This window comes from Aestuariivita sp., from assembly GCF_021404545.1.
GTDB lineage: Bacteria > Pseudomonadota > Alphaproteobacteria > Rhodobacterales > Rhodobacteraceae > Aestuariivita.
Genome location: NZ_JAAWWD010000069.1, coordinates 1 through 20,232, shown reverse-complemented (window position 1 = coordinate 20,232; position 20,232 = coordinate 1). Strand labels below are relative to the sequence as shown.

16 protein-coding genes and 2 pseudogenes are annotated in these 20,232 nt (G+C 62.0%); 4 read left to right on the top strand and 14 right to left on the bottom strand.

Translation table 11 applies throughout. From position 1 onward, the window contains the following. Nucleotides 1-52: 52 nt before the first annotated feature. The 7 genes from HEP69_RS22250 to HEP69_RS22220 all read right to left on the bottom strand — a co-directional run bounded on the left by HEP69_RS22250 (nucleotide 53) and on the right by HEP69_RS22220 (nucleotide 8,749). On the bottom strand, nucleotides 53-1,366 hold the full coding sequence (locus HEP69_RS22250; RefSeq protein WP_290560711.1) for a Wzz/FepE/Etk N-terminal domain-containing protein: 1,314 nt from the start codon (nucleotides 1,364-1,366) through the stop codon (nucleotides 53-55). A gap of 141 nt (nucleotides 1,367-1,507) precedes the next feature. After that, the gene (locus tag HEP69_RS22245; protein WP_290560710.1) at nucleotides 1,508-2,674 is read right to left on the bottom strand and encodes an exopolysaccharide biosynthesis protein; all 1,167 of its coding nucleotides are present in this window, start codon (nucleotides 2,672-2,674) and stop codon (nucleotides 1,508-1,510) included. Nucleotides 2,675-2,820: 146 nt separating this feature from the next. Further along, nucleotides 2,821-3,573, bottom strand: a complete 753-nt coding sequence (locus HEP69_RS22240) for a sugar transferase (protein ID WP_290560709.1) — start codon at nucleotides 3,571-3,573, stop codon at nucleotides 2,821-2,823. Between the two features lie 585 nt (nucleotides 3,574-4,158). Continuing rightward, nucleotides 4,159-4,803, bottom strand: coding sequence for a glutathione binding-like protein (locus HEP69_RS22235; RefSeq protein WP_290560708.1), 645 nt, complete (start codon nucleotides 4,801-4,803; stop codon nucleotides 4,159-4,161). A 66-nt stretch (nucleotides 4,804-4,869) separates the two neighbouring features. After that, nucleotides 4,870-6,648 (bottom strand): gamma-glutamyltransferase family protein, encoded by a 1,779-nt coding sequence (locus HEP69_RS22230; RefSeq protein WP_290560707.1) that lies wholly within the window; start codon nucleotides 6,646-6,648, stop codon nucleotides 4,870-4,872. Nucleotides 6,649-6,711: 63 nt separating this feature from the next. Then, nucleotides 6,712-6,885, bottom strand: a complete 174-nt coding sequence (locus HEP69_RS22225; RefSeq protein ID WP_290560706.1) for a hemin uptake protein HemP — start codon at nucleotides 6,883-6,885, stop codon at nucleotides 6,712-6,714. Nucleotides 6,886-7,129: 244 nt separating this feature from the next. Beyond that, nucleotides 7,130-8,749, bottom strand: coding sequence for a long-chain-fatty-acid--CoA ligase (locus HEP69_RS22220; protein WP_290560705.1), 1,620 nt, complete (start codon nucleotides 8,747-8,749; stop codon nucleotides 7,130-7,132). Nucleotides 8,750-8,922: 173 nt separating this feature from the next. Between HEP69_RS22220 and HEP69_RS22215 the strand changes: the two genes are divergently transcribed. After that, nucleotides 8,923-9,402 carry a thioesterase family protein gene (locus HEP69_RS22215; RefSeq protein ID WP_290560704.1) on the top strand — a complete coding sequence of 160 codons (480 nt, stop codon included), beginning with the start codon at nucleotides 8,923-8,925 and terminating at the stop codon, nucleotides 9,400-9,402. A 229-nt stretch (nucleotides 9,403-9,631) separates the two neighbouring features. Here the strand turns inward: HEP69_RS22215 and HEP69_RS22210 are convergent, their stop codons facing one another. The 4 genes from HEP69_RS22210 to zwf are packed head-to-tail and all read right to left on the bottom strand — an operon-like array spanning nucleotide 9,632 to nucleotide 13,773. Then, entirely contained in the window at nucleotides 9,632-10,039 is a 408-nt protein-coding gene (locus HEP69_RS22210; protein ID WP_290560703.1) for a GFA family protein, read from the bottom strand. 3 nt (nucleotides 10,040-10,042) lie between these two features. Next, nucleotides 10,043-11,647 carry a glucose-6-phosphate isomerase gene (gene pgi / locus HEP69_RS22205; protein ID WP_290560702.1) on the bottom strand — a complete coding sequence of 535 codons (1,605 nt, stop codon included), beginning with the start codon at nucleotides 11,645-11,647 and terminating at the stop codon, nucleotides 10,043-10,045. 3 nt (nucleotides 11,648-11,650) lie between these two features. After that, the gene (gene pgl / locus HEP69_RS22200; RefSeq protein WP_290560701.1) at nucleotides 11,651-12,322 is read right to left on the bottom strand and encodes a 6-phosphogluconolactonase; all 672 of its coding nucleotides are present in this window, start codon (nucleotides 12,320-12,322) and stop codon (nucleotides 11,651-11,653) included. Further along, entirely contained in the window at nucleotides 12,319-13,773 is a 1,455-nt protein-coding gene (gene zwf / locus HEP69_RS22195) for a glucose-6-phosphate dehydrogenase (protein ID WP_290560700.1), read from the bottom strand. The genes pgl and zwf overlap by 4 nt, the downstream gene beginning before the upstream one ends. A gap of 174 nt (nucleotides 13,774-13,947) precedes the next feature. On the opposite strand from zwf, the gene HEP69_RS22190 reads away from it, so the two are divergent. Next, nucleotides 13,948-14,895 carry a radical SAM protein gene (locus HEP69_RS22190; protein WP_290560699.1) on the top strand — a complete coding sequence of 316 codons (948 nt, stop codon included), beginning with the start codon at nucleotides 13,948-13,950 and terminating at the stop codon, nucleotides 14,893-14,895. A gap of 201 nt (nucleotides 14,896-15,096) precedes the next feature. Here HEP69_RS22190 and HEP69_RS22185 read toward each other — a convergent pair whose 3' ends face one another. Then, nucleotides 15,097-15,366 (bottom strand): usg protein, encoded by a 270-nt coding sequence (locus HEP69_RS22185; RefSeq protein ID WP_290560698.1) that lies wholly within the window; start codon nucleotides 15,364-15,366, stop codon nucleotides 15,097-15,099. Nucleotides 15,367-15,562: 196 nt separating this feature from the next. On the opposite strand from HEP69_RS22185, the gene gyrA reads away from it, so the two are divergent. After that, nucleotides 15,563-18,301: a DNA gyrase subunit A gene (gene gyrA, locus HEP69_RS22180; RefSeq protein ID WP_290560697.1), complete on the top strand. Its 2,739-nt coding sequence runs from the start codon at nucleotides 15,563-15,565 to the stop codon at nucleotides 18,299-18,301. Between the two features lie 196 nt (nucleotides 18,302-18,497). On the opposite strand, the pseudogene HEP69_RS22175 reads toward gyrA, so the two are convergent. Together HEP69_RS22175 and HEP69_RS22170 are read right to left on the bottom strand one after the other, a co-directional pair. After that, a pseudogene (locus tag HEP69_RS22175) lies at nucleotides 18,498-18,788 on the bottom strand (integrase core domain-containing protein); the annotation flags it as partial. A 155-nt stretch (nucleotides 18,789-18,943) separates the two neighbouring features. Continuing rightward, nucleotides 18,944-19,918: an MBL fold metallo-hydrolase gene (locus tag HEP69_RS22170; protein ID WP_290560696.1), complete on the bottom strand. Its 975-nt coding sequence runs from the start codon at nucleotides 19,916-19,918 to the stop codon at nucleotides 18,944-18,946. Nucleotides 19,919-20,098: 180 nt separating this feature from the next. Between HEP69_RS22170 and HEP69_RS22165 the strand changes: the two are divergent. Next, nucleotides 20,099-20,232 (top strand): annotated as a pseudogene (locus HEP69_RS22165) (IS3 family transposase); the annotation flags it as partial.

Sequence of the window (20,232 nt, the reverse complement as noted above, 5' to 3'; positions counted from 1 at the left end):
ACAGCCTCTTGAACCCATCGCCCGGACCATCCCCGGCCTCCGGTGGGAGAGCTCAGGAGTGGCGCTGCAACTTGCGTGGCTTGTCCGTTGTCGTCTCGACCGGGACCTGGCCATTGAACCAGGCGATCAGGCGGGTCAGGCGACCGGGCTTGCGGCGGTGAACGGTCACGTTGGGCAGCGTGATGACCGGCGCGATGCCCACCTCCCGCTCCATCTGCTGGGCGGTGCGGATCACCGGGTTGCGCAGCTCCATCACAAAGGCGATCACGAACCCCAGCAGGGCCGATCCCGCCGTTGCCAGGATCACAGTCCGCTTCCGGCTGGGCGTCACAGGATAGAGCGGCAGGGCCGCGGGCTCCAGAACGGTCAACCGCTCGGCCTTGCGCTCGGTCTCCAGACGCAGGCCCACCTCGGCCTCCGCCCGGCGGGTGTTGATCACCGAAAGCTGTTCGCGCAGCTGGTCCATTTCGCGGTCATAGGCTCCAAGCTGCCGCTCGACCTCGGGCGAGGTCTCGATGCTGGCCGACAACCTTTCCAGACGCGACTGCAAAAGTCTGCGCTGCGCATCGAGACTGTCCAACTGGGTCCGCAGCGCGGTCAATTCGCGCTCGCGCGTGGCCTGGCGCTGACCGTCGCGATTGACCTGGTCCAACGCGCGCTGCGCCGAGATCTGTTCCCGCTCGATATCCAGAATCGCCGAACTGAGGGCAGCCATCTGCGAGCGCTGGAACTCCAGACTGCCTGCGACGCTCAACTCATGGCTGGCGCGATAGCCGGTGATCTCATCCTCAAGGGCCTGCACCAGGGCAATGATCTGATCCTGCTGTTCGGTAAAGAACTGCAGGGTCGTGCGCGCCTCGTCGATCCGACGGGTGGCATAAAGCTCGATCGTGCGGGCCGACAGCTCCCGCGCCACGATATGCGCCTGCTCGGCCGTGGCCAGGCGCACGGAAATGGTCAGCGCCGAGATCTCACCGTCATCGGCAAACCCTTCGCGGGCGGCGGCGACCCCGTCGATGCTGATCGCCTCACGCAGCATCTGCGCCTTTTCCATCGCGCTCAGCCCCGGAAGATCGGCGAAGATCTGGTGCTTGTCGATGATCTCCAGCATCACGCCCCGGGTGGTCAGCTGCTGTTGGACCGCCTGCAACCGGCGCGCCGAGGATCCCTCGACAGTTGACGGCGCCAGATCGTCGGCGATCTTGGCCCGCTCGATCTGGATCACTTCGGCGGTTTCATAAGCATGCGGCTGCGACAGCGCGAAAAAAACACCCGCCAACGCGCCCAGAACGGTCACCGCAAAAATGATCATGATGCGGCGCCGCACCATGTCGATGACATCTTCCAATGAGTAAATCGGCCCCATGCGCCTTACCCTAACAGCCTTTGCGGCGTTTTGCCTGCCCGAAACCACGTGTTGATCAAATGGCGTTTCGGGATGGGTAGTAAAACAAACGGGCGAAACTATGACAAATCAGAAAAAACCGTGCGGCATAATCGGCAGGACTTAGGCGACGCCATCCATATCAGCCGAGGCGCGCGCCCGGTTCAGCACCACACCCAAGAGCTGGCTCTGCCCTTCGAGGATACGCTCGCAGGCCGATATATGCTCGGGCGTGGTCTGGGTTCCGTCGGTCACCAACAACACCGCATCGACCTGCGGCAGGAAGGCCGCCAGATCGTCATAGGCCAGCATCGGCGGCATGTCATAGATCACCAGATCGGGGTCCAATGTCTCGATCATGTCATCGAGCACTTCACCCGACAGCGGATCGTGCAGCATTTCCGCCGCATAGTCGCAGGGCGCATCGGCCAGTCCCAGGGCCAGCGTGTCGCCGACGCGCACCAGATAATCCTCCAACGGGGTTTCGGCGCTCAGAAAGCTGTCCAGGCGTCCGGGATTGCGCACACCCAATGCGTCCGCCACACCGGGGGCGCGCTGGTTCATGTCCATCAGGACCGTGCGGCTGCCGGGCACCCGAGACAGGCTGAGCGCGAGATTGACGGCGGTAAAGGTCGCGCCGCTCTGGGTGCCGGGGGCGACAACGGCGATGCGGCGCCAGCCATAGGCCCGGATGGTGCGCACCAGGCGGGTTCTGAGCAGGTCGAACCCCTTGGCAATCGGGTCGGCACGGAAGTATTCGATCAGGGACGGCACGGCGCGGCGCGCCAGCTTGCCCTCGACCTGGGCCCCAATCGAAATGCGTGGCAGATCGGCCCAGACATGGGCACCGGTGCGATGCGGGATCGTCGTGACCGGAAGAGCATAGCGTGCGCCCAGAGAGAGTGTCGCCTCGGCGGGTTCAGCGGCCTTTTCAGGCGCGTGATCCGCGGGCATCTCCACCGAGCCCTTTGCCTCCACCGGGACGGGTTCGGGATCGGCTGCGGGCGCCATGTCCTCCAGATCGCCCTCATCGGGGCTGCCGGACGCGACAGGCTCAGAGATGCGGTCCGCGTCGATTGCGGCCTCTGCCGACATGGGGTCGACATCGCCCTGCCCGTCCACATCTGGGGCGGGCTCTTCCATCTGAATGTCGTCAAGAGGCGCCTGGGCGGGGAGGACATCAGACATGTCGATCGGGGAGTTGCGACGGCGGATCACGACCCAATCCTCGTCCGCTGCAAGATCTTGATCGAACTCAACGTCGGACTGATGCGAAAATGTGTCTTTCATGGCTCTCTCAGCCTTTCTTGTGCTGTGCAGCGGATCCGCCTGACGCGTAGGATCATCATCGCGATGATCGGGGTGCGTGGGTTTTGTGGGTCGCTGCATCGGTCCTTTGGTTCAACCATGTCCTGGATCGGGTTTCGGTCGGGTTATCAGTAGCCAGTACGGCGCAGAACAACGCCAATCGTACGCAAGAGGATCAACAGATCCTCGCGCAGGCTGACATAGGTGTGGTAATCGGCATCAATCGGCGCGCGGGTCTCAAAGCCACGCTCGTTGCGGGCGCTGACCTGCCAGGCGCCGGTGACGCCGGGGCGCAAGGCGAAATAGGCACGCGGATCGCCATAAATCGACAATTGGTCGGGCATCATGGGACGCGGTCCGACCAGGCTCATCTCGCCAGTCAATACGTTCCAAAGCTGGGGCAGCTCATCCAGAGACGTCGCGCGCAAAACCGCTCCCAACCGGGTAACACGCGGATCTTGCTTGAGTTTTTGGGTGATGTTCCATTCCTGCCGCAGCTGCGGGTCAGCGGCCAGGCAGGTTTCGAGGAGTGTATCGGCATCGCGCACCATCGTGCGCAGTTTGAGGATCTTGAACCGTTTGCCGTTCCGGCCCAGACGATCTTGGGTGTAAAAGGGTTGCCCTCCTTCGATCCAGAGGGCGATGGCACAGACAGCTACGACAAAGAGCGTGACCGGCAGGCTGAATACGACGATGGCCACATCCAATACGCGTTTGCCCCAGCCCCGGTAGCGCCCCTGGTAGCGGTCGGGCAGTAAGGCAGGGCGAAACGGAACCGCACCAAGCCCGACGGCGCTCAGGCCCGCTACGCCTACCGACGACGGTACGCCTACGTCAGGAAAACGAGACGCAATCGCGTGCTCGCGCGCAAAATCCTTCATCATTGCCCCCCAAAGCAATGGTCAGCAGCCGTGCCGAACTATCGGAAATCGCGAACACCAGCGCGATACGGCGGACCTATCCACAAACAACGGCAGAGCAATCTGCCGACACTCACTACGCCAAATCTCCGCCTTCCATCCTGCGGACCCTGGCCGGCAAACCCGTCTGAAACACGACACAGTTTCGCCACGATCACTTTAACATGTTCTCAGTTTTTTAGAGGACTTTGTGGCAAAACAAAGTGTTTCCGATGCTGGGTTAATAACTGCACGAAAACCGCCTGTTTCCTGTCACAACCAAGGAATTTGCGGATCATTGTCGCCATTATTGCGCCAATCCTGTATCATATCTGTGAGGAACACGCGTTTGCCGCAAGCCAGCTTGGCATAAATGTGACACGCGTAAGTCGCTCTATTGGACGAGTTTTGCCTCATTTGCTCGGCTTTTACGGGAAAAGTGGCGCATTGAGGGCATCAGGGGGGCGGAGGTGATTCTCTGTCGCAGTTGCGCGCGGCCCCGCTGTCCAGCAGATCGGGTCCTGATCGGCGCAATGGGCGAAGATCCGCGAAACGCGAATGGGCGGATCAGATCTTTTGCGCGAGACAGGCCGTGTCGAGCGCGGCGCGGGCGGACCGGACCGCAGGCCGCGCGGCAATCGTGTCGAACCACCGCTGCACATGCGGGACGTCGGCCAGGTCCATCTTTTGCCAGCCATGTCGCGCCACCCAGGGCCAGATGTTGATATCGACGATGCTGTACTGCGCGCCCAACACCCAGGCCCGATCGGCCAGCCTTGCGTCAAGCACCCGATAGAGCCTGCGCGTTTCGGTCGTGAACCGCGCGCGCGCATAGTCCTGATCGGCCGGCGCCACGCGGTTGAAATGGTGCAACTGCCCGAAATTCGGTCCCAGCCCGGCCGCCTGCCAGAACATCCATTGCAGCGCTTCCTGACGGGCCCTGGGCTCGGTCGGCCATAAACGGCCCGTCTTTTCAGCAAGATAGATCAAGATCGCCGCACTCTCAAACACTGTGATCGGATGACCACCCGGTCCCTGCGCATCGGTGATCACCGGGATTTTTGCATTGGGCGTGAGGCCTGTGAACATTTCGGAGAACTGTTCGTCCGCACCGATATCAACGGGGTGAATGGTGTTGGTCAGCCCCAGCTCTTCGAGCGCGATGGCGATCTTGTAACCGTTCGAGGTGTTCCAGTTATACTGCGTAATCATAATCCTGCCCTCCCTTGAGAGGACCCAGTAAGGCGGCAAAGCGCGCCCGGCTACAAGTCCCGTCGCTTAACGACCGACCGCATAGGCTTGCATCAGACGCGGGGTGGCCGCCGCAGTCAGCACCCCGTCGTGGGTCCGGCGCGCCGCCGTCAAACGGCCCACGGTCCACGGCTCGGCCACGGTGACCCGGTGGCCCATGGTCCTGAGATCCGCGATCACATCCGCGCCAAAGCCCGGCTCGATCATCACAGCGCCGGGATCGGCACGCCGCGGGGCAAAGGAACTGGTGAAATGGCTGGTGTGAAAGAGCGGGGAGTCGATGGCCTCCTGCAGTCCCATGCGATGATGGGCCATGCGCAGGAACCAGATAAGCTGCCACTGGTCCTGCTGATCGCCGCCGGGCGAGCCGAACACCAACGCCTCTCCCTCCGGCCCTTGGGCAAGACTGGGCGACAGAGTCGTACGCGGCCGCTTGCCCGGGGCCAGCGACTGCGACGCCCCCTCCTCAAGCCAGAACATCTGTGCGCGCGTGTTCAGGCAAAAGCCCAGTTCCGGGATCACCGGGCTCGATTGCAGCCACCCGCCCGACGGCGTCACCGCAACCATGTTCCCCCAGCGGTCGATCACATCCAGATGCACGGTATCGCCGCGCCGGTCTCCGAGGGCGGCCAGCGTCGGCTCTCCCGCATCGATCCCGCCCGAGGCCGACGGGGGCGCCGCCCGCGCAATGGCCGCGTCGGCCAGATGCTCAAGCCCCGGGATCCGGCTGGGCCGCTGCTCCAGCGCGGCGCGAGGACCCACCATGCGTGCCCTTGCCGCCGTGTGAGCCGGATCCAGCAACAGATCCAGCGGAACATCGGCGCCATCGCCGTAATACGCGTCGCGGTCGGCATAGGCGAGCTTCATCGCCTCGATCACCAGATGGGCAAAATCGGCACTGTTGGGATCGCGCGCGGCGATGTCGTGATATCCCAGCAACGACAGAGATTGCAAAAGCACAGGCCCCTGCCCCCACGGACCCGTCTTGAAAATGTCCCACCCCTCATAATTGAACCGCGCGGGCGCCTCATACCCGGCCTGCCACCCGGCCATATCCTGCCCGGTGAGAACGCCCTTGTGGCGCCCGCCCGAGGCATCCATGGCGCTTGTGTCGCGCATAAAGCGGTCCACCGCTTCGGCCACGAACCCGTCGCGCCAGATCCGGCGCGCGGCATTGATCTGGGCCGTTCGGCTTTTGGCACGCTCGGCCTCGGACAGGAGCCTGTCCCAGGTGTCGGCAAGGGTCGGGTTGGCAAACAGCGTACCCGCCCTGGGCACCTGGTCGCCGGGCAGCCAGATCTGCGCCGATCCGGGCCATTCGCTGCGAAAGAACTCCGCCAGCCCCTCGATCGTGGCGGATACGCGCGGCAGAATCGTGTGGCCGTGCCGGGCATAGTAAAGCGCAGGCTCCAACACCTCGCGCAGCCGTTTGGTGCCATGATCGCGCAGCATCAGCATCCAGCCGTCGAACGCCCCTGGAATCACCGTTGCCAAAAGGCCAGAACCGGGCACTTCGGTCAGGCCCTGATCGCGGTAATGCGCGATGCTGGCACCCGCCGGGGCACAGCCCTGCGCGCAGAGCACCTGAGGCGTCTGACCAGGCTTTTGAAAAATCGCCGGAAATTCCCCGCCGGGGCCGTTCAGATGCGGCTCGACCACCTGCAAAACAAATCCGGTGGCCACCGCCGCGTCGAATGCGTTGCCGCCGCGTTCCAGTATCCGCATCCCGACCGCGCTGGCAATCCAATGGGTGGAAGTAACAACACCAAACGTGCCGGTGATGTCGGGTCGTGTTGTAAAGGGCATGATCCGGCGCTCCTGTCAGGCGGTCGGACTCCACATGGCGCCCCGCCTAACCCTGAATACGCCCTATTTTGTTAAGATCAGCTTGCCCAGTTTGGTGATACGCAGCTGATAGACCTGATCGCCCAGCAAGATGCGCGCGGTCTGGCCACCGCCCGTCAGGACCTCGGCCCGGTGGATGGGGGGGCGTTTGGGGGCGTCATCCTCGCCGGAGCGGATCACTGTCGTCATCTGGTTCATTGCCCCCTCCTCCATGTGGGCCGGTGCAACAGGGCCGTGCCCGATGCGCGATCGCACAGAAGAGAGGCCCGGCCTTGCGGCTGGGTGATTGGGCAGATCATACGGGACGCACGTGTCCGCAGGGCGCGGTCAGTCATGAAAACCTCCATCGGTGGTTGAATGGCTGACCGCCCGGCGCGGTGTAGCTGCCCCATACCTGACTATTTCAATCAGGCATGTCAACGGGTTTTGTAGTCGCGTCTCCTTAACCGGTCAGAACCTGCCCGAACTCCTCGCGCAGGGTGCGTTTGAGCACCTTGCCGGTGGCGTTACGGGGCAGAACGTCCTTGAAGACAACCTTGTCGGGGACCTGCCAGGTGGCGATCTTACCCTCGAAAAACGCCAAGAGCTCGTCTTCGGAGGGGGTTTGCCCTTCGACCGGAACCGCGATCAGGATCGGCCGTTCGTCCCATTTCGCATGCGCCACCCCGACAACGGCGGCGTCTTGCAAGGCGGGATGGGCAATGGCGATGTTCTCCAACTCAACCGAACTGATCCATTCCCCGCCCGACTTGATGATGTCCTTGGACCGGTCTTTGATGGTCATATAGCCATCGGGATCGATGGTCGCGACATCGCCGGTGGCGAACCAGCCGTCCTGAAGCAGACCCTCATCCGAGATGTGAAAATAGCTGTCGAGCACCCAATGACCGCGCACCAGAAGATCGCCCTGGGCTTCGCCGTCCCAGGGCAGATCGGCGCCGTCTTCATCAATGATCTTCAGTTCCACCCCAAAGGGGGGACGCCCCTGATTTTCGCGCAGCCTGTGCTGTTGGTCGATGGGCAGATCGCGGTGCTTGGCCAGCGGCATGTTGACCGATCCAAGCGGGCTCATCTCAGACATGCCCCAGGCGTGGATCGTGTCCACGCCGTATTCCTCGCGGAACTGGGTGATCATGGATGGCGGACAGGCCGAGCCCCCCACGACCGTGCGTTCGAGGCTGGTCAGGCTGCTGCCGACGGCCTTGGCGTGTCCCAAAAGGCCCAACCAGATCGTGGGCACCCCCAGCGCGAGGGTCACGCCATAGGTGTCGATTAGCCCCACCAGGCTTTCGCCATCGAGCCCCGGACCCGGCATCACCATCTGTGCGCCCACCATCGCCGCGCAATAGGGCACGCCCCAGGCATTGACATGGAACATCGGCACCACCGGCAGCACCACGTCGCGCGCGGTGATCGCCAATGCATCGGCGGTATTGCCCGCAAAGGAATGCAGCAGGGTCGAGCGGTGTGAATAGAGCACGCCTTTGGGGTTGCCCGTGGTCCCCGAGGTGTAACACAGGCTGGAGGCGGTGTTTTCGTCAAAGCTGGGCCAGTCGAAATCCGGGTCTCCGCCTGCGATCAGCTCGTCATAGAAGGTGATCCCGGGCAGTTTTTCGACCGCTGCCTCGCTGCGCGGCCCCATTATCACGATATGGTCGAGCGCGGGGAGCTGATCGCGGATCGCTGCCACCAGCGGCACGAATGTCTCGTCGATAAACAGGACGCGATCCTCGGCGTGGTTGATGATATAGACAAGCTGTTCTGGAAAAAGCCGCGGATTGATCGTGTGGCAGACAAAGCCCGCGCCCGATGTGCCGAAATAGATCTCCAGATGCCGCCGGTTGTTCCAGGCGATGGTGGCGCAGCGCGCCTGGGGCTCCAGCCCCAGTTTGGTCAGCGCCGAGCCCAGGCGGCGGGCGTTCCGGGCGACCTCGGCCCAGGTGGTGTGTTCAATGCCGCCGGTGGTGTTGACCGACACAATCGACGTGCCGCCGTGATATCTCGCGGCATGGTCGATCAGCGACGATATCAAAAGCGGCGCCGTCATCATCTGGCCCAACATACGCAATCCTCCCAATATGATTTGTGTCTTGCTGCCAAATCACACGCCGCTATGCAACCGAAGAGCACGCAGCCGAACGCTGCGTCCCCTGCTTATTTTGGGCAGGCGGCGCGCGCATCCGACGATCACAAAGAGACTTGCGGTGAGCGGTCCCGGGGCGTAGCCCCAGGGCCATGACGATCAGATATCACACCCCGCTGAGCGCGGATGAGCAACGGGCCCTGGGCCTTGCGACGCCGCAACCGCTTGCCATGGCCGACAAGGTGCGTTTCGCCGAGCTGGACGTGCTGCGCCATGTCAACAACAAGGCATACATGACCTGGTTCGAAACGTTGCGGGTGGCTTATATGGATCTCTACGGACTGCCCCATTATCAAGAGGGCCCGATGCCGCGGATCGTGATCCGATCCGGCGAGGTGCGCTATGTCGAAGAAATGCTGATGGGCGAGGATTACGTCACCACCGCGGGCGTGCGCGCGTTTCGGACCACCTCCTACAGCATGCATCAGGAGTTGTGGGCCGCAGGGCGGCTGCGGGCCAGTTTCGATTGTGTGATCGTGACGTTATGGCCGGATGGATCGGGGCGCTATCCCCTCCCCGCGGCGTTGCGCGCGCGCTTTGCCGACATCGATGGCGCCCGGGCGGAAGCGTGATCCGGATGGGCGCCTTTGGCGCGAGGTTTTGGTTTTCTTGGGGGTTTCACCCCCAAACCCCCTTCGTATTTTTGGCGAGAAGAACGCGGGGCTTAACGCCAGGAACGGGGGATGCCGCACCTTCAATGCCATCTCTGTGGCGCAGAGGCGCGCGACCGCCTTTTGCGGCGGTGGGGGTCTTAGATGAAACTCCCGTCAGGCTCGGCAGCTGGGATGCGGGCGCTCTGAGCTAGCGCCTTGGCGGAAGCCCTTCGAAACAGGGCAGGCCTTCGGGGATGACGTGAAAGGGTTGCTGATCCTTGGTGTAGATCGCCGACGCCGGGCCCGGATAGTTAGCCGCCGGATCGTCCAGCGTACCGACCTTGAGGATCACATGCGGCGTGTCGCTGCGGCGGGTCAGGATATGGGTGCCGCAGGTGGAACAGAATTCGCGCGTGACCGGTGTGTCGAGATCGCTGCGCGCAAATCGTTCCGGGGCGCCCTTGGTAAAGCTGAACCCATCGCCCGGCATGACCATGAAGTAATTCGGCCCGCCGCCCGAAATGTACTGGCATTCGCGGCAATGGCATTGCGCGACCATGAACGGCGCGCCCTTGGCCTGATAGCGCAGCGCGCCGCAGTAACACCCACCTTGCATATCTCAGCTCCTGTGTTTGAGGACATAATCGACGAGGGCGCGGGTGGACCCATCCTTGGTCTTCGCGTCTTGCGCGCCATCGACAATGGGGCCCAGGGCCGTCGCCAGCTCCTTGCCCAACTCAACCCCCCATTGGTCGTAGGAGTTGATATTCATGATCGCCCCTTCGACGAAAACCCGATGTTCGTACGCGGCGATAATCTGACCCAGCGTGAAGGGGGTAAGCTGCGGGTAGATCAGCGTCGTAGACGGTCGGTTGCCGGGAAAGACACGGTGGCGCGCCTGGCGTTCCAGCTCGGCGTCATCATAGCGATCCTGTATCTTGGCGCGCGCTGCGGCAAGGTCCTGCCCCCGCATCAGCGCCTCGGATTGGGCGAGACAATTGGCAACCAGCAAGCGGTGATGATGCGCAAGATCATCCTCATGCCCCTGCGCCGCCAGCAGGAACTCGCAAGGTATGACCTGCTGGCCCTGATGGATCAGTTGGTAAAAGGCGTGCTGACCGTTTGTACCGGCAGCCCCCCAGATCACCGGTCCTGCCGGCTGCGGGAGAGCCTCTCCCGTAACAGCGACGCCTTTGCCGTTGCTCTCCATCTCAAGCTGCTGGAGATAGGCCGGAAGCTGGTTCAGCCGCTGATCATAGGGCAGCACCGCACGGGTGGGATAGCCGCAGATCTGGTGGTGCCAGATGCCGTGCAAAGCCAGCATGACCGGCAGGTTGTCGGCCCAGCCCGCCGACTGAAAATGCACATCCATCGCCTGAGCCCCGCGCAGAAACGCGCGGAACGCGGCACCGCCAACCGCCAGCATCACAGGCAGCCCGATCGGCCCCCAGACCGAATAGCGCCCGCCGACCCAGTCGGCAAAGCCAAAGACCTGGGTGTCCGGGATCCCGAAGGCGGTCGTTTTATCCGGCGCGGTGGACACCGCCGCGATCTGCCGAACCGGATCGCCGCCCCCGTCGCGCATCCAGGCGCGCGCGGTGCGGGCATTGGTCATGGTCTCGATGGTGGTGAACGTCTTGGAGGCCACGATGATCAGCGTCCGGGCCGGATCGAGGGGGCGCAGCGTATCGGCGATATGCGCGCCATCGACGTTGGAGACGAAATGGCACCGCGGACCGTCGTGATAAGGCGCAAGGGCCGCCGTTGCCATGGCCGGACCCAGATCCGAGCCACCGATCCCGATATTGACCACATCGGTGATGGCCCCCCCGGCACCGTCATGGCGCCCGTCCCGCACCGCGTCCGAGAACACCTCCATCGCGCTCAGCGTGTCGAGGATGGCGGGCATCACATCGGCACCGTCCACCTCAACCGGACCGCCGTCGAGGTTGCGCAGCGCGGTGTGCAGAACCGCGCGCCCCTCGGTGCTGTTCAGCCGGTCGCCACGGAACATGGCCGCGCGTTTCTCGGCAAGGCGCGCGCTGTCGCACAGCGCCAGCAGCGCGGCACGGGCGGGTGCGTCCAGGCATGTCTTGGAATAATCAAAGAGTACATCACCGGCCTGGGCGCGAAAAACCTGCGCGCGCCGGGGATCGGCGGCAAAAAGATCGGTGATCCGTGTCTCGCTCAGCCTTGCGTGGTGGCCATGGAGGTCGTCGAACATGAATTATGGGGCCCAATGTATTGTTGTTTCTGACAGAACGGCGTTAATCGGCGCTTCCTCCGGAGGCAATGCCATGGCCCGCTCAAGGGCGGCGCGCTTCTCCTCTCCGGTAATCAGCAGGTGTTTTGACAGCGCGCCGTCCAGAACGCGGGCGCTGAGGCTGACACGGGCCTCGGGCTGGGTCGGCGGGCTCTGCGCCACCAGGATCGGAGCGTCCGGCGCCAGTGCGGCCTCAATCCCCGGTGCGCCGGGGAAAAGCGAGGCCACATGCATATCCGTCCCCATCCCCATCAACAGCACCGAGAGCGGCAGCTCCGGCACCAGCGGCGCGGTCACTTCGGCCAGCACCGCCTCGGGATCTTCAGCCGGAGCATAGAACGGCAAAAACACGGCACGCGCGGCACGATCGGTCAGCAGCCGGTCCTGGATCAGGCGCGCGTTGGACCGGGCGTGATCCTGAGGCACCCAGCGTTCATCGGTCAGCATCACATGGACCCGTCCCCAATCCAGATCGGCGGCACAAAGCACGTCGAAAACCGGCCCAGGCGAGGTGCCGCCCGGCACCGCGAAGGACGCATGCTCGTGTCGAAGGAGGCAATTCTCCAGCTCGCCTGCAAGCGCATTGGCCAGATCAATGGCCAGAAGATCGCGATCGGGGTATTCCTTAAAGGTCACGGTTTGATCCCCCGCCAGTCCCGTTTGTCGCGGCGCATCAGATGATCTGCATCCTCGGGTCCCTTGCCGAAGGCGTCATAGGGTTTGGGCACTTCGCCGCGCGCCTGCCAGCCTGCAATGATCGGATCGGTCCAGGCCCAGGCCGCCTCGACCTCATCGCCGCGCATGAACAGGGTCTGATTGCCACGGATCACATCCATGATCAGCCGCTCATAGGCATCGGGCGGATCTTGGCCGTCCGGTCCCAAAGCCTCGGCAAAGGACATATCGAGCGGTACGTCGATCAGCCGCATGCCGCCCGGGCCCGGCTCCTTGATTGTCACATGCATGGTGATGCCTTCGTTGGGCTGAAGCCGGATCGACAGGATGTTGGAATGCTGGCCTGCCTCGGCGCCGAAAATCGAATGCGGCGCGTCCTTGAAGACAACATTGATCACCGAAGACCGCGCCACCAATCGTTTGCCCGTCCGCAGATAGAACGGCGTGCCCGACCAGCGCCAGTTCGACACATGCGCCTTGAGCGCGACATAGCTTTCTGTGGTCGAGCGCGGCGCGCCCACTTCATCGCGATAGCCCGGTGTATCCCCCTCGGCCGCGAACTGGCCCCGCACGATGTGATGCGGCTCCACCGGGTCGAGCGCGCGGATGACCTTGAGCTTTTCATCGCGCACCGCATCGGGCTCAAACCGCGCCGGCGGCTCCATCGCGATCAGGCACAAAAGCTGCATCAGATGGTTCTGCATCATATCCCGCATCGCACCTGCGCTATCGTAATACGCGCCCCGCCCGCCGATGCCTACGGTTTCAGCAACTGTGATCTGGATGTGATCGACATATTGCGAGTTCCACAACGGTTCAAAAAGCACATTGCCGAACCGGACGGCCATCAGGTTCTGCACCGTCTCCTTGCCCAAGTAATGGTCGATCCGGTAAATCTGCGCTTCGCCGAAATGCTCGGCCAGCGTGGCGTTGAGCGCGCGCGCGCTCTCCAGATCGTGGCCAAAGGGCTTTTCCACAACGATACGCGTGGCGTCGTTGACCAGACCGTTGACCCGGATCCGCCCGGCAATATCCCCAAAAAGCGACGGCCCAACGGACATATAGAACGCCCGGGTACGGTCGCCCTGCAACAGCTCACCAAGTGCCGGCCAACCCTGTTCGCCCTGCGCATCAAGCTGAATATACTCGACAAATTCCAAGAACCGCTCCAGCGTGCCGTCCTCGCAGGCGCGCCCGCCGCTGAACTCGCGAATCGCCTCGGCGACAAGCTGGCGATAGCTGGCGGTCTCAAGCGCGGAGCGGGCCACCCCGATCAGGTGAGAGCCTGTCCGCATCTGTCCCGCGCAGTACCGCCGGAACAGCGCCGGGATAATCTTGCGCCGGGCCAGATCGCCGGTGCCGCCAAAGACGACCAGATCGAACGGATCCACAGGGATGATGCGCGATACCATGACGGGGCCTTTCTGATGCGACCGGGGCCGCTCGCGCCGCAGCCTATCAGGATGGCGGCGCTTCACAACTGTGTCAAAGCGGCGATGCCGGGTTTTCCCCGCCTGCCCGCTCTGATTTAAGGCAAAGACCGGGGGTCTTGCCCCGCCAGACGCCAGCAAGAATGTGACAGGTCCATGAAAGACACCGCCCGCGCCAATATCGGCAAGTTCCGCGACCCCTTTGTGACGGCGGATGGGCACGAGCGCGCCCGTGTCAGCCTGACCAAGCCCGAGACCTTGTGGTTCAACACCGGTACGCTCTGCAACATCGAGTGCATCAATTGCTATATCGAATCGAGCCCGAGCAACGACGCGCTGGTCTATATCACCGAGACCGAGGTCATGGCGTATCTCGACCAGCTTGAGGCGCGGCGCTGGAACGTGCGCGAGATCGGCTTCACCGGCGGCGAGCCGTTCATGAACCCCCAGATGATCGGGATGACACGTGCGGCGCTGGCGCGCGGGTATGAGGTGCTGATCCTGACCAACGCGATGCGCCCGATGATGCGCAAATCCATGCGCGAGGGGCTGTTGGAGTTGCACGCCTCCTATGGCGACAAGCTGACGCTGCGGATTTCGGTCGATCACTACACCGCCGCCCATCACGATGCCGAACGCGGCGTCGGCAGTTTCGCCAAGACGATTGAAGGCATGGAATGGCTGCGCGACAATGGCATTCGCATGGCCGTGGCGGGCCGCAGCATGTGGGACGAAAGCGACGCCGAGGCCCGTGCAGGGTTTGCCGCCCTCTATGCCCGGCATGGCTTTGAGATCGACGCGCGTAACCCCGGCGAGACGGTGATTTTCCCCGAGATGGACATGAGCGTCGAGGTGCCCGAGATCACGACCGCGTGTTGGGGTATTCTGGGCAAATCGCCCGATGCGGTGATGTGTTCCTCCTCGCGCATGGTGGTCAAACGCAAGGGGGCCGAAAAACCGGCGGTTCTGGCCTGCACCCTCCTGCCCTATGATCCGCAATTCGAGCTGGGCGAGACCCTGGCCCAAGCCGAGCGGGACGTGCAGCTCAACCACCCCCATTGCGCGAAATTCTGCGTGCTGGGCGGAGCGAGCTGTTCGGCTTGAAGCCGTCGCCCGGAGGTACATCTGTCCGCCAGGCTCCTCAGCGCAGGCACGGCGTCAAAGCCAGGTGACAGCAGGCTCTGACTGCGCATCGCTCGCATCTTCTTCTTGCTCAAAATACGCCCGCCGGAGGCATGGCCCGCAAGGGCCATTTCATATCGGCCTGCCACCAAGCAATACCGCCAGGTCCGCGTCGGCCCGCCGTCAGTGAACCCGAAATTCCCCAACCGAGTTTTGCCATTCGCCCGGCGAGATCATCTTGCGATGGGCAAAGCGGACCGAATGCAGCGGTCCGTCGATTTCTTCCTGCCAAAACCCGATGAACTCAAACAGCTTGGGATGATCCGGCGCCAGATCGTAATCCTGCCAGATGAAGGTGTTCAGCACATGGGTGTAATCGGGCATGCGATAATAGAGTTCCGCAGTGGTCAACCCATAGCCCTTCAGCATCATTTCGGTCTCGGTCATTTGCATGTCTCTTTTTCCCTTTTTTTGCTCGCTCAGACCGATGATCCCTCCAATTCATGAACATTTCAATAAAAACAGTGTGTTAGCAAATCCTGCGGGTGGCTGCCAATCGCAGGCAGCCTCAGGCATTGCACCTTATATGCGGGTTCTGATAGAGTACGGACACAAAATATAGACCCTGCTGAATGATTGGGCACGACAAGTGAACGATACGCCGGAACCCCCTGAGAACGAAGAACAAATGCCGCCCGAGCGCCCCGCCTATGACGGGCCCAGCGTCTCGATCGAGCATGAGATGCGCACATCCTATCTGGATTATGCGATGTCGGTCATCGTCAGCCGCGCGATCCCAGATCTGCGCGACGGGCTGAAACCGGTGCATCGGCGTATCCTCTATGCGATGTCGGAAACCGGCAACACGCATGACAAATCCTATCGCAAATCGGCGCGGCCGGTGGGAGACGTGATGGGTAAGTACCACCCGCATGGCGATGGTGCGATTTACGATGCGCTGGTGCGGATGGCGCAGGATTTCTCGATGTCGCTGCCGCTTTTGGATGGGCAAGGCAATTTCGGCTCGATGGACGGCGATAACCCCGCCGCGATGCGCTATACTGAAGTGCGGATGGACAAGCCCGCCGCCTATATCCTGGCCGATATCGACAAGGACACGGTCGATTTTCAGGACAATTACGACGGGAAAGACCGTGAGCCGACGGTGCTGCCCGCGCGCTTTCCCAATATGCTGGTCAACGGGGCGGGCGGTATCGCGGTCGGCATGGCGACCAACATCCCGCCCCATAACCTGGGCGAGGTCGTGGATGCCACGCTGGCGCTGATCGACAATCCCGATCTCAGCTCCGAAAAGCTGATCGAGTATGTCCCCGGCCCCGATTTTCCCACCGGCGGCATCATGCTGGGCCGGTCGGGGGCGCGCAAAGCCTATCTTGAGGGGCGCGGCAGCGTGATCGTGCGCGCCAAGACCCGCATCGAAGAGGTGCGCAAGGACCGCTATGCCATCATCCTGAATGAAATTCCCTATCAGGTGAACAAGGCCTCGATGATCGAAAAGATCGCCGACGCCGTGCGTGAAAAGCGCATCGAGGGCATTTCAAATGTCGAGGATCAGTCGGATCGCGACGGCGTGCGCGTGGTGGTTGAGCTCAAGCGCGACGCCACGGCCGAAGTCGTGCTGAACCAGCTGTTCCGCTTTACCCCGATGCAGACCTATTTCGGCTGCAATATGCTGGCGCTGAATGGCGGGCGGCCCGAGCAGCTCACCCTGCGTCGGTTCCTGACCTCCTTCATCGACTTCCGCGAGGAAGTGGTGGCCCGGCGCACCGCGTTTGAGCTCCGCAAGGCCCGCGAACGCAGCCACATCCTGTGTGGTCTGGCCGTCGCGGTCAGCAATATCGACGAGGTTGTCACCACAATCCGCCAGTCGGCGGATGCCGCCGAGGCGCGCCAAAAACTGATGACGCGGCGTTGGCCCGCGCAGGACATCCTGCCCTATATCGCGTTGATCGACGATCCGACCCATACCGCGAATGAGGACGGCTCCTATAACCTGAGCGAGACGCAGGCCCGCGCGATCCTGGATCTGCGCCTGCAACGCCTGACCCAGATCGGCGTCAAGGAGGTCACAGACGAGCTCGAAGAGCTGGCCGGCAAGATCACCGAATACCTGGAAATCCTGGGAAGCCGCGACCGTATCATGGGCATCATCGCCGATGAGCTGCGCGAGGTGCGCGACCAGTTCGCGGTGCCGCGCCGCACCGAGATTGTCGACTGGTCCGGCGACATGGAAGACGAGGACCTGATCGAGCGGGAGGATATGGTCGTCACCGTCACCTCCGGCGGCTATATCAAACGCACGGCGCTCTCGGATTTTCGCGCGCAAAAACGCGGCGGCAAAGGGCTGTCGGGCATGGCCACCAAGGAAGAGGATGTGGTCACCACGCTTTTCGTGGCCAACACCCATACGCAGCTTCTCTTCTTCACCACCGATGGGATGGTCTATAAGCTGAAAACCTGGCGTTTGCCGTTGGGCGGACGCACATCCAAGGGTAAGGCGATCGTGAACATCCTGCCGATCCCGCCGGGTGTGTCGATTGCCGCGATCATGCCGGTGGATCGCGATGAAAAGGACTGGGACGATCTGCAAGTGGTCTTTGCCACATCGGCCGGCACCGTGCGGCGCAACAAGCTCAGCGATTTCACCAATGTGAAATCCAATGGCAAGATCGCGATGAAGTTCGAGGATGAGCATGCCGACACCACGCTGATCAATGCGCGGATCGCGTCAAACGATGACGATGTGATGCTGGTGACCAATTCGGGCCGCGCAATCCGCTTTCCGGCCACGGATGTACGGGTGTTCAACTCCCGCGCTTCCGTGGGCGTCCGGGGGATCAAGCTCAACGATGGCAACCGCGTGGTGTCGATGTCGATCATCCGGCATTTCGATGCCACCGCCGATGAACGCGCCGCGTATCTCAAGATGCGCCGCGCGGTGGCCGGTCTGGTGGACGATGGCGAGACAACGGATGAAGAGGAAACCGACGCGAACGCGACGATCTCCCAGCAGCGCTATGCCGAGATGTCGGCAGCCGAAAACCTGATCCTGACCATCACGGCGAATGGCGCAGGCAAGCTCAGCTCATCGCATGACTATCCCGTGCGGGGGCGTGGCGGTATGGGTGTCGCGGCGATGGACAAGGCGATGCGCGGCGGTGCGCTGGTGGCCTCCTTCCCGGTGGAGATGGACGATCAGATCATGCTCGCCACCTCGAAGGGGCAATCGATCCGGGTGCCGGTCGAGGGGATCTCGTTCCGCTCGCGCAGTGCGGGCGGCGTGAAGGTGTTCGATACCGGCAAAGGTGAAGAGGTGGTGAGCGTCGCCTGGATCGCCGATCAGGGGGAAGCTGAGGAAGACACCTGAATTTAACCTTGTTCCGCAGAGCCGGACCGATCGGGGCTGGAGGTGTCCATTTAGGGCCCCGCAGGGTTCCATGAAGAAAGGCAAGTTTACAGAGGCGCAGATGGCGTTTGTGCTGAAGCAGATTGAGCGACGGTCCGTTGTCAGGAATTTTGGGACAGGTGGGGTCCTAAGCTAACTGAGGGTCTGGCTGGTTTGATTATGCGGCGTGTTTGCTGTGCTGCAAGCATCGCGCTTTGAACGTTTTTGGGTTGATCCTTTCCCTGCTTTTTAGAATGGCTTTACCACGGCCGAAGCAGACGTCGGCAGGTGTGACGTTGTTCAGGCTCTCGTGGTAACGCTGGTGATTGTCGTGATCGATGAAGGCTGCGGTCTGCGCTTCGAGGGCACCAGGCAGGAAGTAGTTTTCCAGCAAGATGCGGTTCTGCAAGAGTTGGTGCCATCTTTCGATCTTGCCTTGGGTTTGCGGATGATACGGCGCACCAGCCACCTGCTTGCGCGCAGGCCCGCTGGTCAGTGCACTACGCACCGCATCCTTGCGGAATGCGTCCGTCCGTTTCAGTCCCATAGTCAGTCTCCTTTGTTGCAGTAAACGCTCTCAAAGGAGCGGCATCAAACCGCGACAGGTCCATTGGACCTCGACATTCAATCGACGCGCCTGCTTTGTATCATGGGGACGGCATTGTATCTGGTGGTCGTTTCTATACCCGGCATTCTCCCCGCCCAGGTTTCGAGCATGCGGTTCGAAACCTCCTCAGCCATCTCGTCGAGCCACATCGACATTGCGGACATCATCGCCGTCTCGGGGCCAAGCCGCTGGAACGTATCGAAGACCGATGTTTCGGCCAGAACGGCGTCCGTGTGGTCGCGGAGGTCGTGCAGATATTGCCGCTGAAGCTCAATGTCGGCGCGCGTCGCCGCCCGGGCGATATGGCCACTGACGAACACATCAAAATCATAGCCGAGCAAAATGTCGTGGTGGCGCATCAGGCCGGGAATGTCTTCCGCATGCCCGAGATAGGGAAATGGAGATGACCCGGTAAACAGAAAGTCCATCAACGAGAGGACCTTCTGACGGGGTGCATAGAGGATGACGTTGCCCGAGAGATGGTTTGGCCCTTCATAGCTGAGTTCCAAAACCTGGTTGCCAATGGTCAGCACCATGCGGTCAACAAAGGTCTGGGTGGGCAACGGACGCCGTGGATCATTTGCTCGGGCCAGCGACTCATGGGTGAGCTGATGCGCAATGCGTATTGCGTCTTGCGGCATGCGGTCGGCAGCACCGATATGGTCGGTATGAGCATGGGAGTAGATGACATGGGTGATCGGCTCGCGCGTTGTCTGGGCGATGGCGTCAAGATATTTGTCGATCATGGAGGGGGGCGCATCGACCACGATGACGCCTTCGCCTGTTGTCATGAAGAAACTTTGCTGAAAACCGTCCGAAAACCAGAACAGGCGGTCGCCGATCTCCTCGACAAGATATCCGTTGGCGGGAATTTCGACGTCGTCCGTTTGTATCTGGTGCAAAGCGCGCTCTTCAGCGTGCGCATTGTTAATCAGACCGGCAGAAAAGACGGTAAAAAACAACGCGGCCATTAGGGAATCAAACCTGAGCATGACAATCCACCTTCCAGATTCTAGATATCGAAGTTACACGCAAGATTGCTGGTGCCCGGGCCGGTTTCACTCAACGCTCAGCCTGTTTTCAAAAAAATCGATCAACGCGGTTGCAACTGCTGAGCTGCTGCCGGTTTCGTGGACACCGAGATAGGGTGTTTATGGGATTGGAGAACAGCAATGACGAGAAGAGTTTACAGTCGAGAGTATAAGCGCGAGGCAGCACAGCTTGTAACTGCTCGCGGTGTGAGGGGGGGGCAGGCATCCAAGGACTGGATGGTGCATGCACGGGGGCTACGCCGGGGGGGGGGAGG

What these genes read in the sequence shown, in the direction of transcription:
- HEP69_RS22250 (WP_290560711.1), bottom strand. Translation starts at nt 1,366, where the DNA reads ATGGGGCCGATTTACTCATTGGAAGATGTCATCGACATGGTGCGGCGC.
- HEP69_RS22245 (WP_290560710.1), bottom strand. Translation starts at nt 2,674, where the DNA reads ATGAAAGACACATTTTCGCATCAGTCCGACGTTGAGTTCGATCAAGAT.
- HEP69_RS22240 (WP_290560709.1), bottom strand. Translation starts at nt 3,573, where the DNA reads ATGAAGGATTTTGCGCGCGAGCACGCGATTGCGTCTCGTTTTCCTGAC.
- HEP69_RS22235 (WP_290560708.1), bottom strand. Translation starts at nt 4,803, where the DNA reads ATGATTACGCAGTATAACTGGAACACCTCGAACGGTTACAAGATCGCC.
- HEP69_RS22230 (WP_290560707.1), bottom strand. Translation starts at nt 6,648, where the DNA reads ATGCCCTTTACAACACGACCCGACATCACCGGCACGTTTGGTGTTGTT.
- HEP69_RS22225 (WP_290560706.1), bottom strand. Translation starts at nt 6,885, where the DNA reads ATGAACCAGATGACGACAGTGATCCGCTCCGGCGAGGATGACGCCCCC.
- HEP69_RS22220 (WP_290560705.1), bottom strand. Translation starts at nt 8,749, where the DNA reads ATGTTGGGCCAGATGATGACGGCGCCGCTTTTGATATCGTCGCTGATC.
- HEP69_RS22215 (WP_290560704.1), top strand. Translation starts at nt 8,923, where the DNA reads ATGACGATCAGATATCACACCCCGCTGAGCGCGGATGAGCAACGGGCC.
- HEP69_RS22210 (WP_290560703.1), bottom strand. Translation starts at nt 10,039, where the DNA reads ATGCAAGGTGGGTGTTACTGCGGCGCGCTGCGCTATCAGGCCAAGGGC.
- pgi (WP_290560702.1), bottom strand. Translation starts at nt 11,647, where the DNA reads ATGTTCGACGACCTCCATGGCCACCACGCAAGGCTGAGCGAGACACGG.
- zwf (WP_290560700.1), bottom strand. Translation starts at nt 13,773, where the DNA reads ATGGTATCGCGCATCATCCCTGTGGATCCGTTCGATCTGGTCGTCTTT.
- HEP69_RS22190 (WP_290560699.1), top strand. Translation starts at nt 13,948, where the DNA reads ATGAAAGACACCGCCCGCGCCAATATCGGCAAGTTCCGCGACCCCTTT.
- HEP69_RS22185 (WP_290560698.1), bottom strand. Translation starts at nt 15,366, where the DNA reads ATGCAAATGACCGAGACCGAAATGATGCTGAAGGGCTATGGGTTGACC.
- HEP69_RS22170 (WP_290560696.1), bottom strand. Translation starts at nt 19,918, where the DNA reads ATGCTCAGGTTTGATTCCCTAATGGCCGCGTTGTTTTTTACCGTCTTT.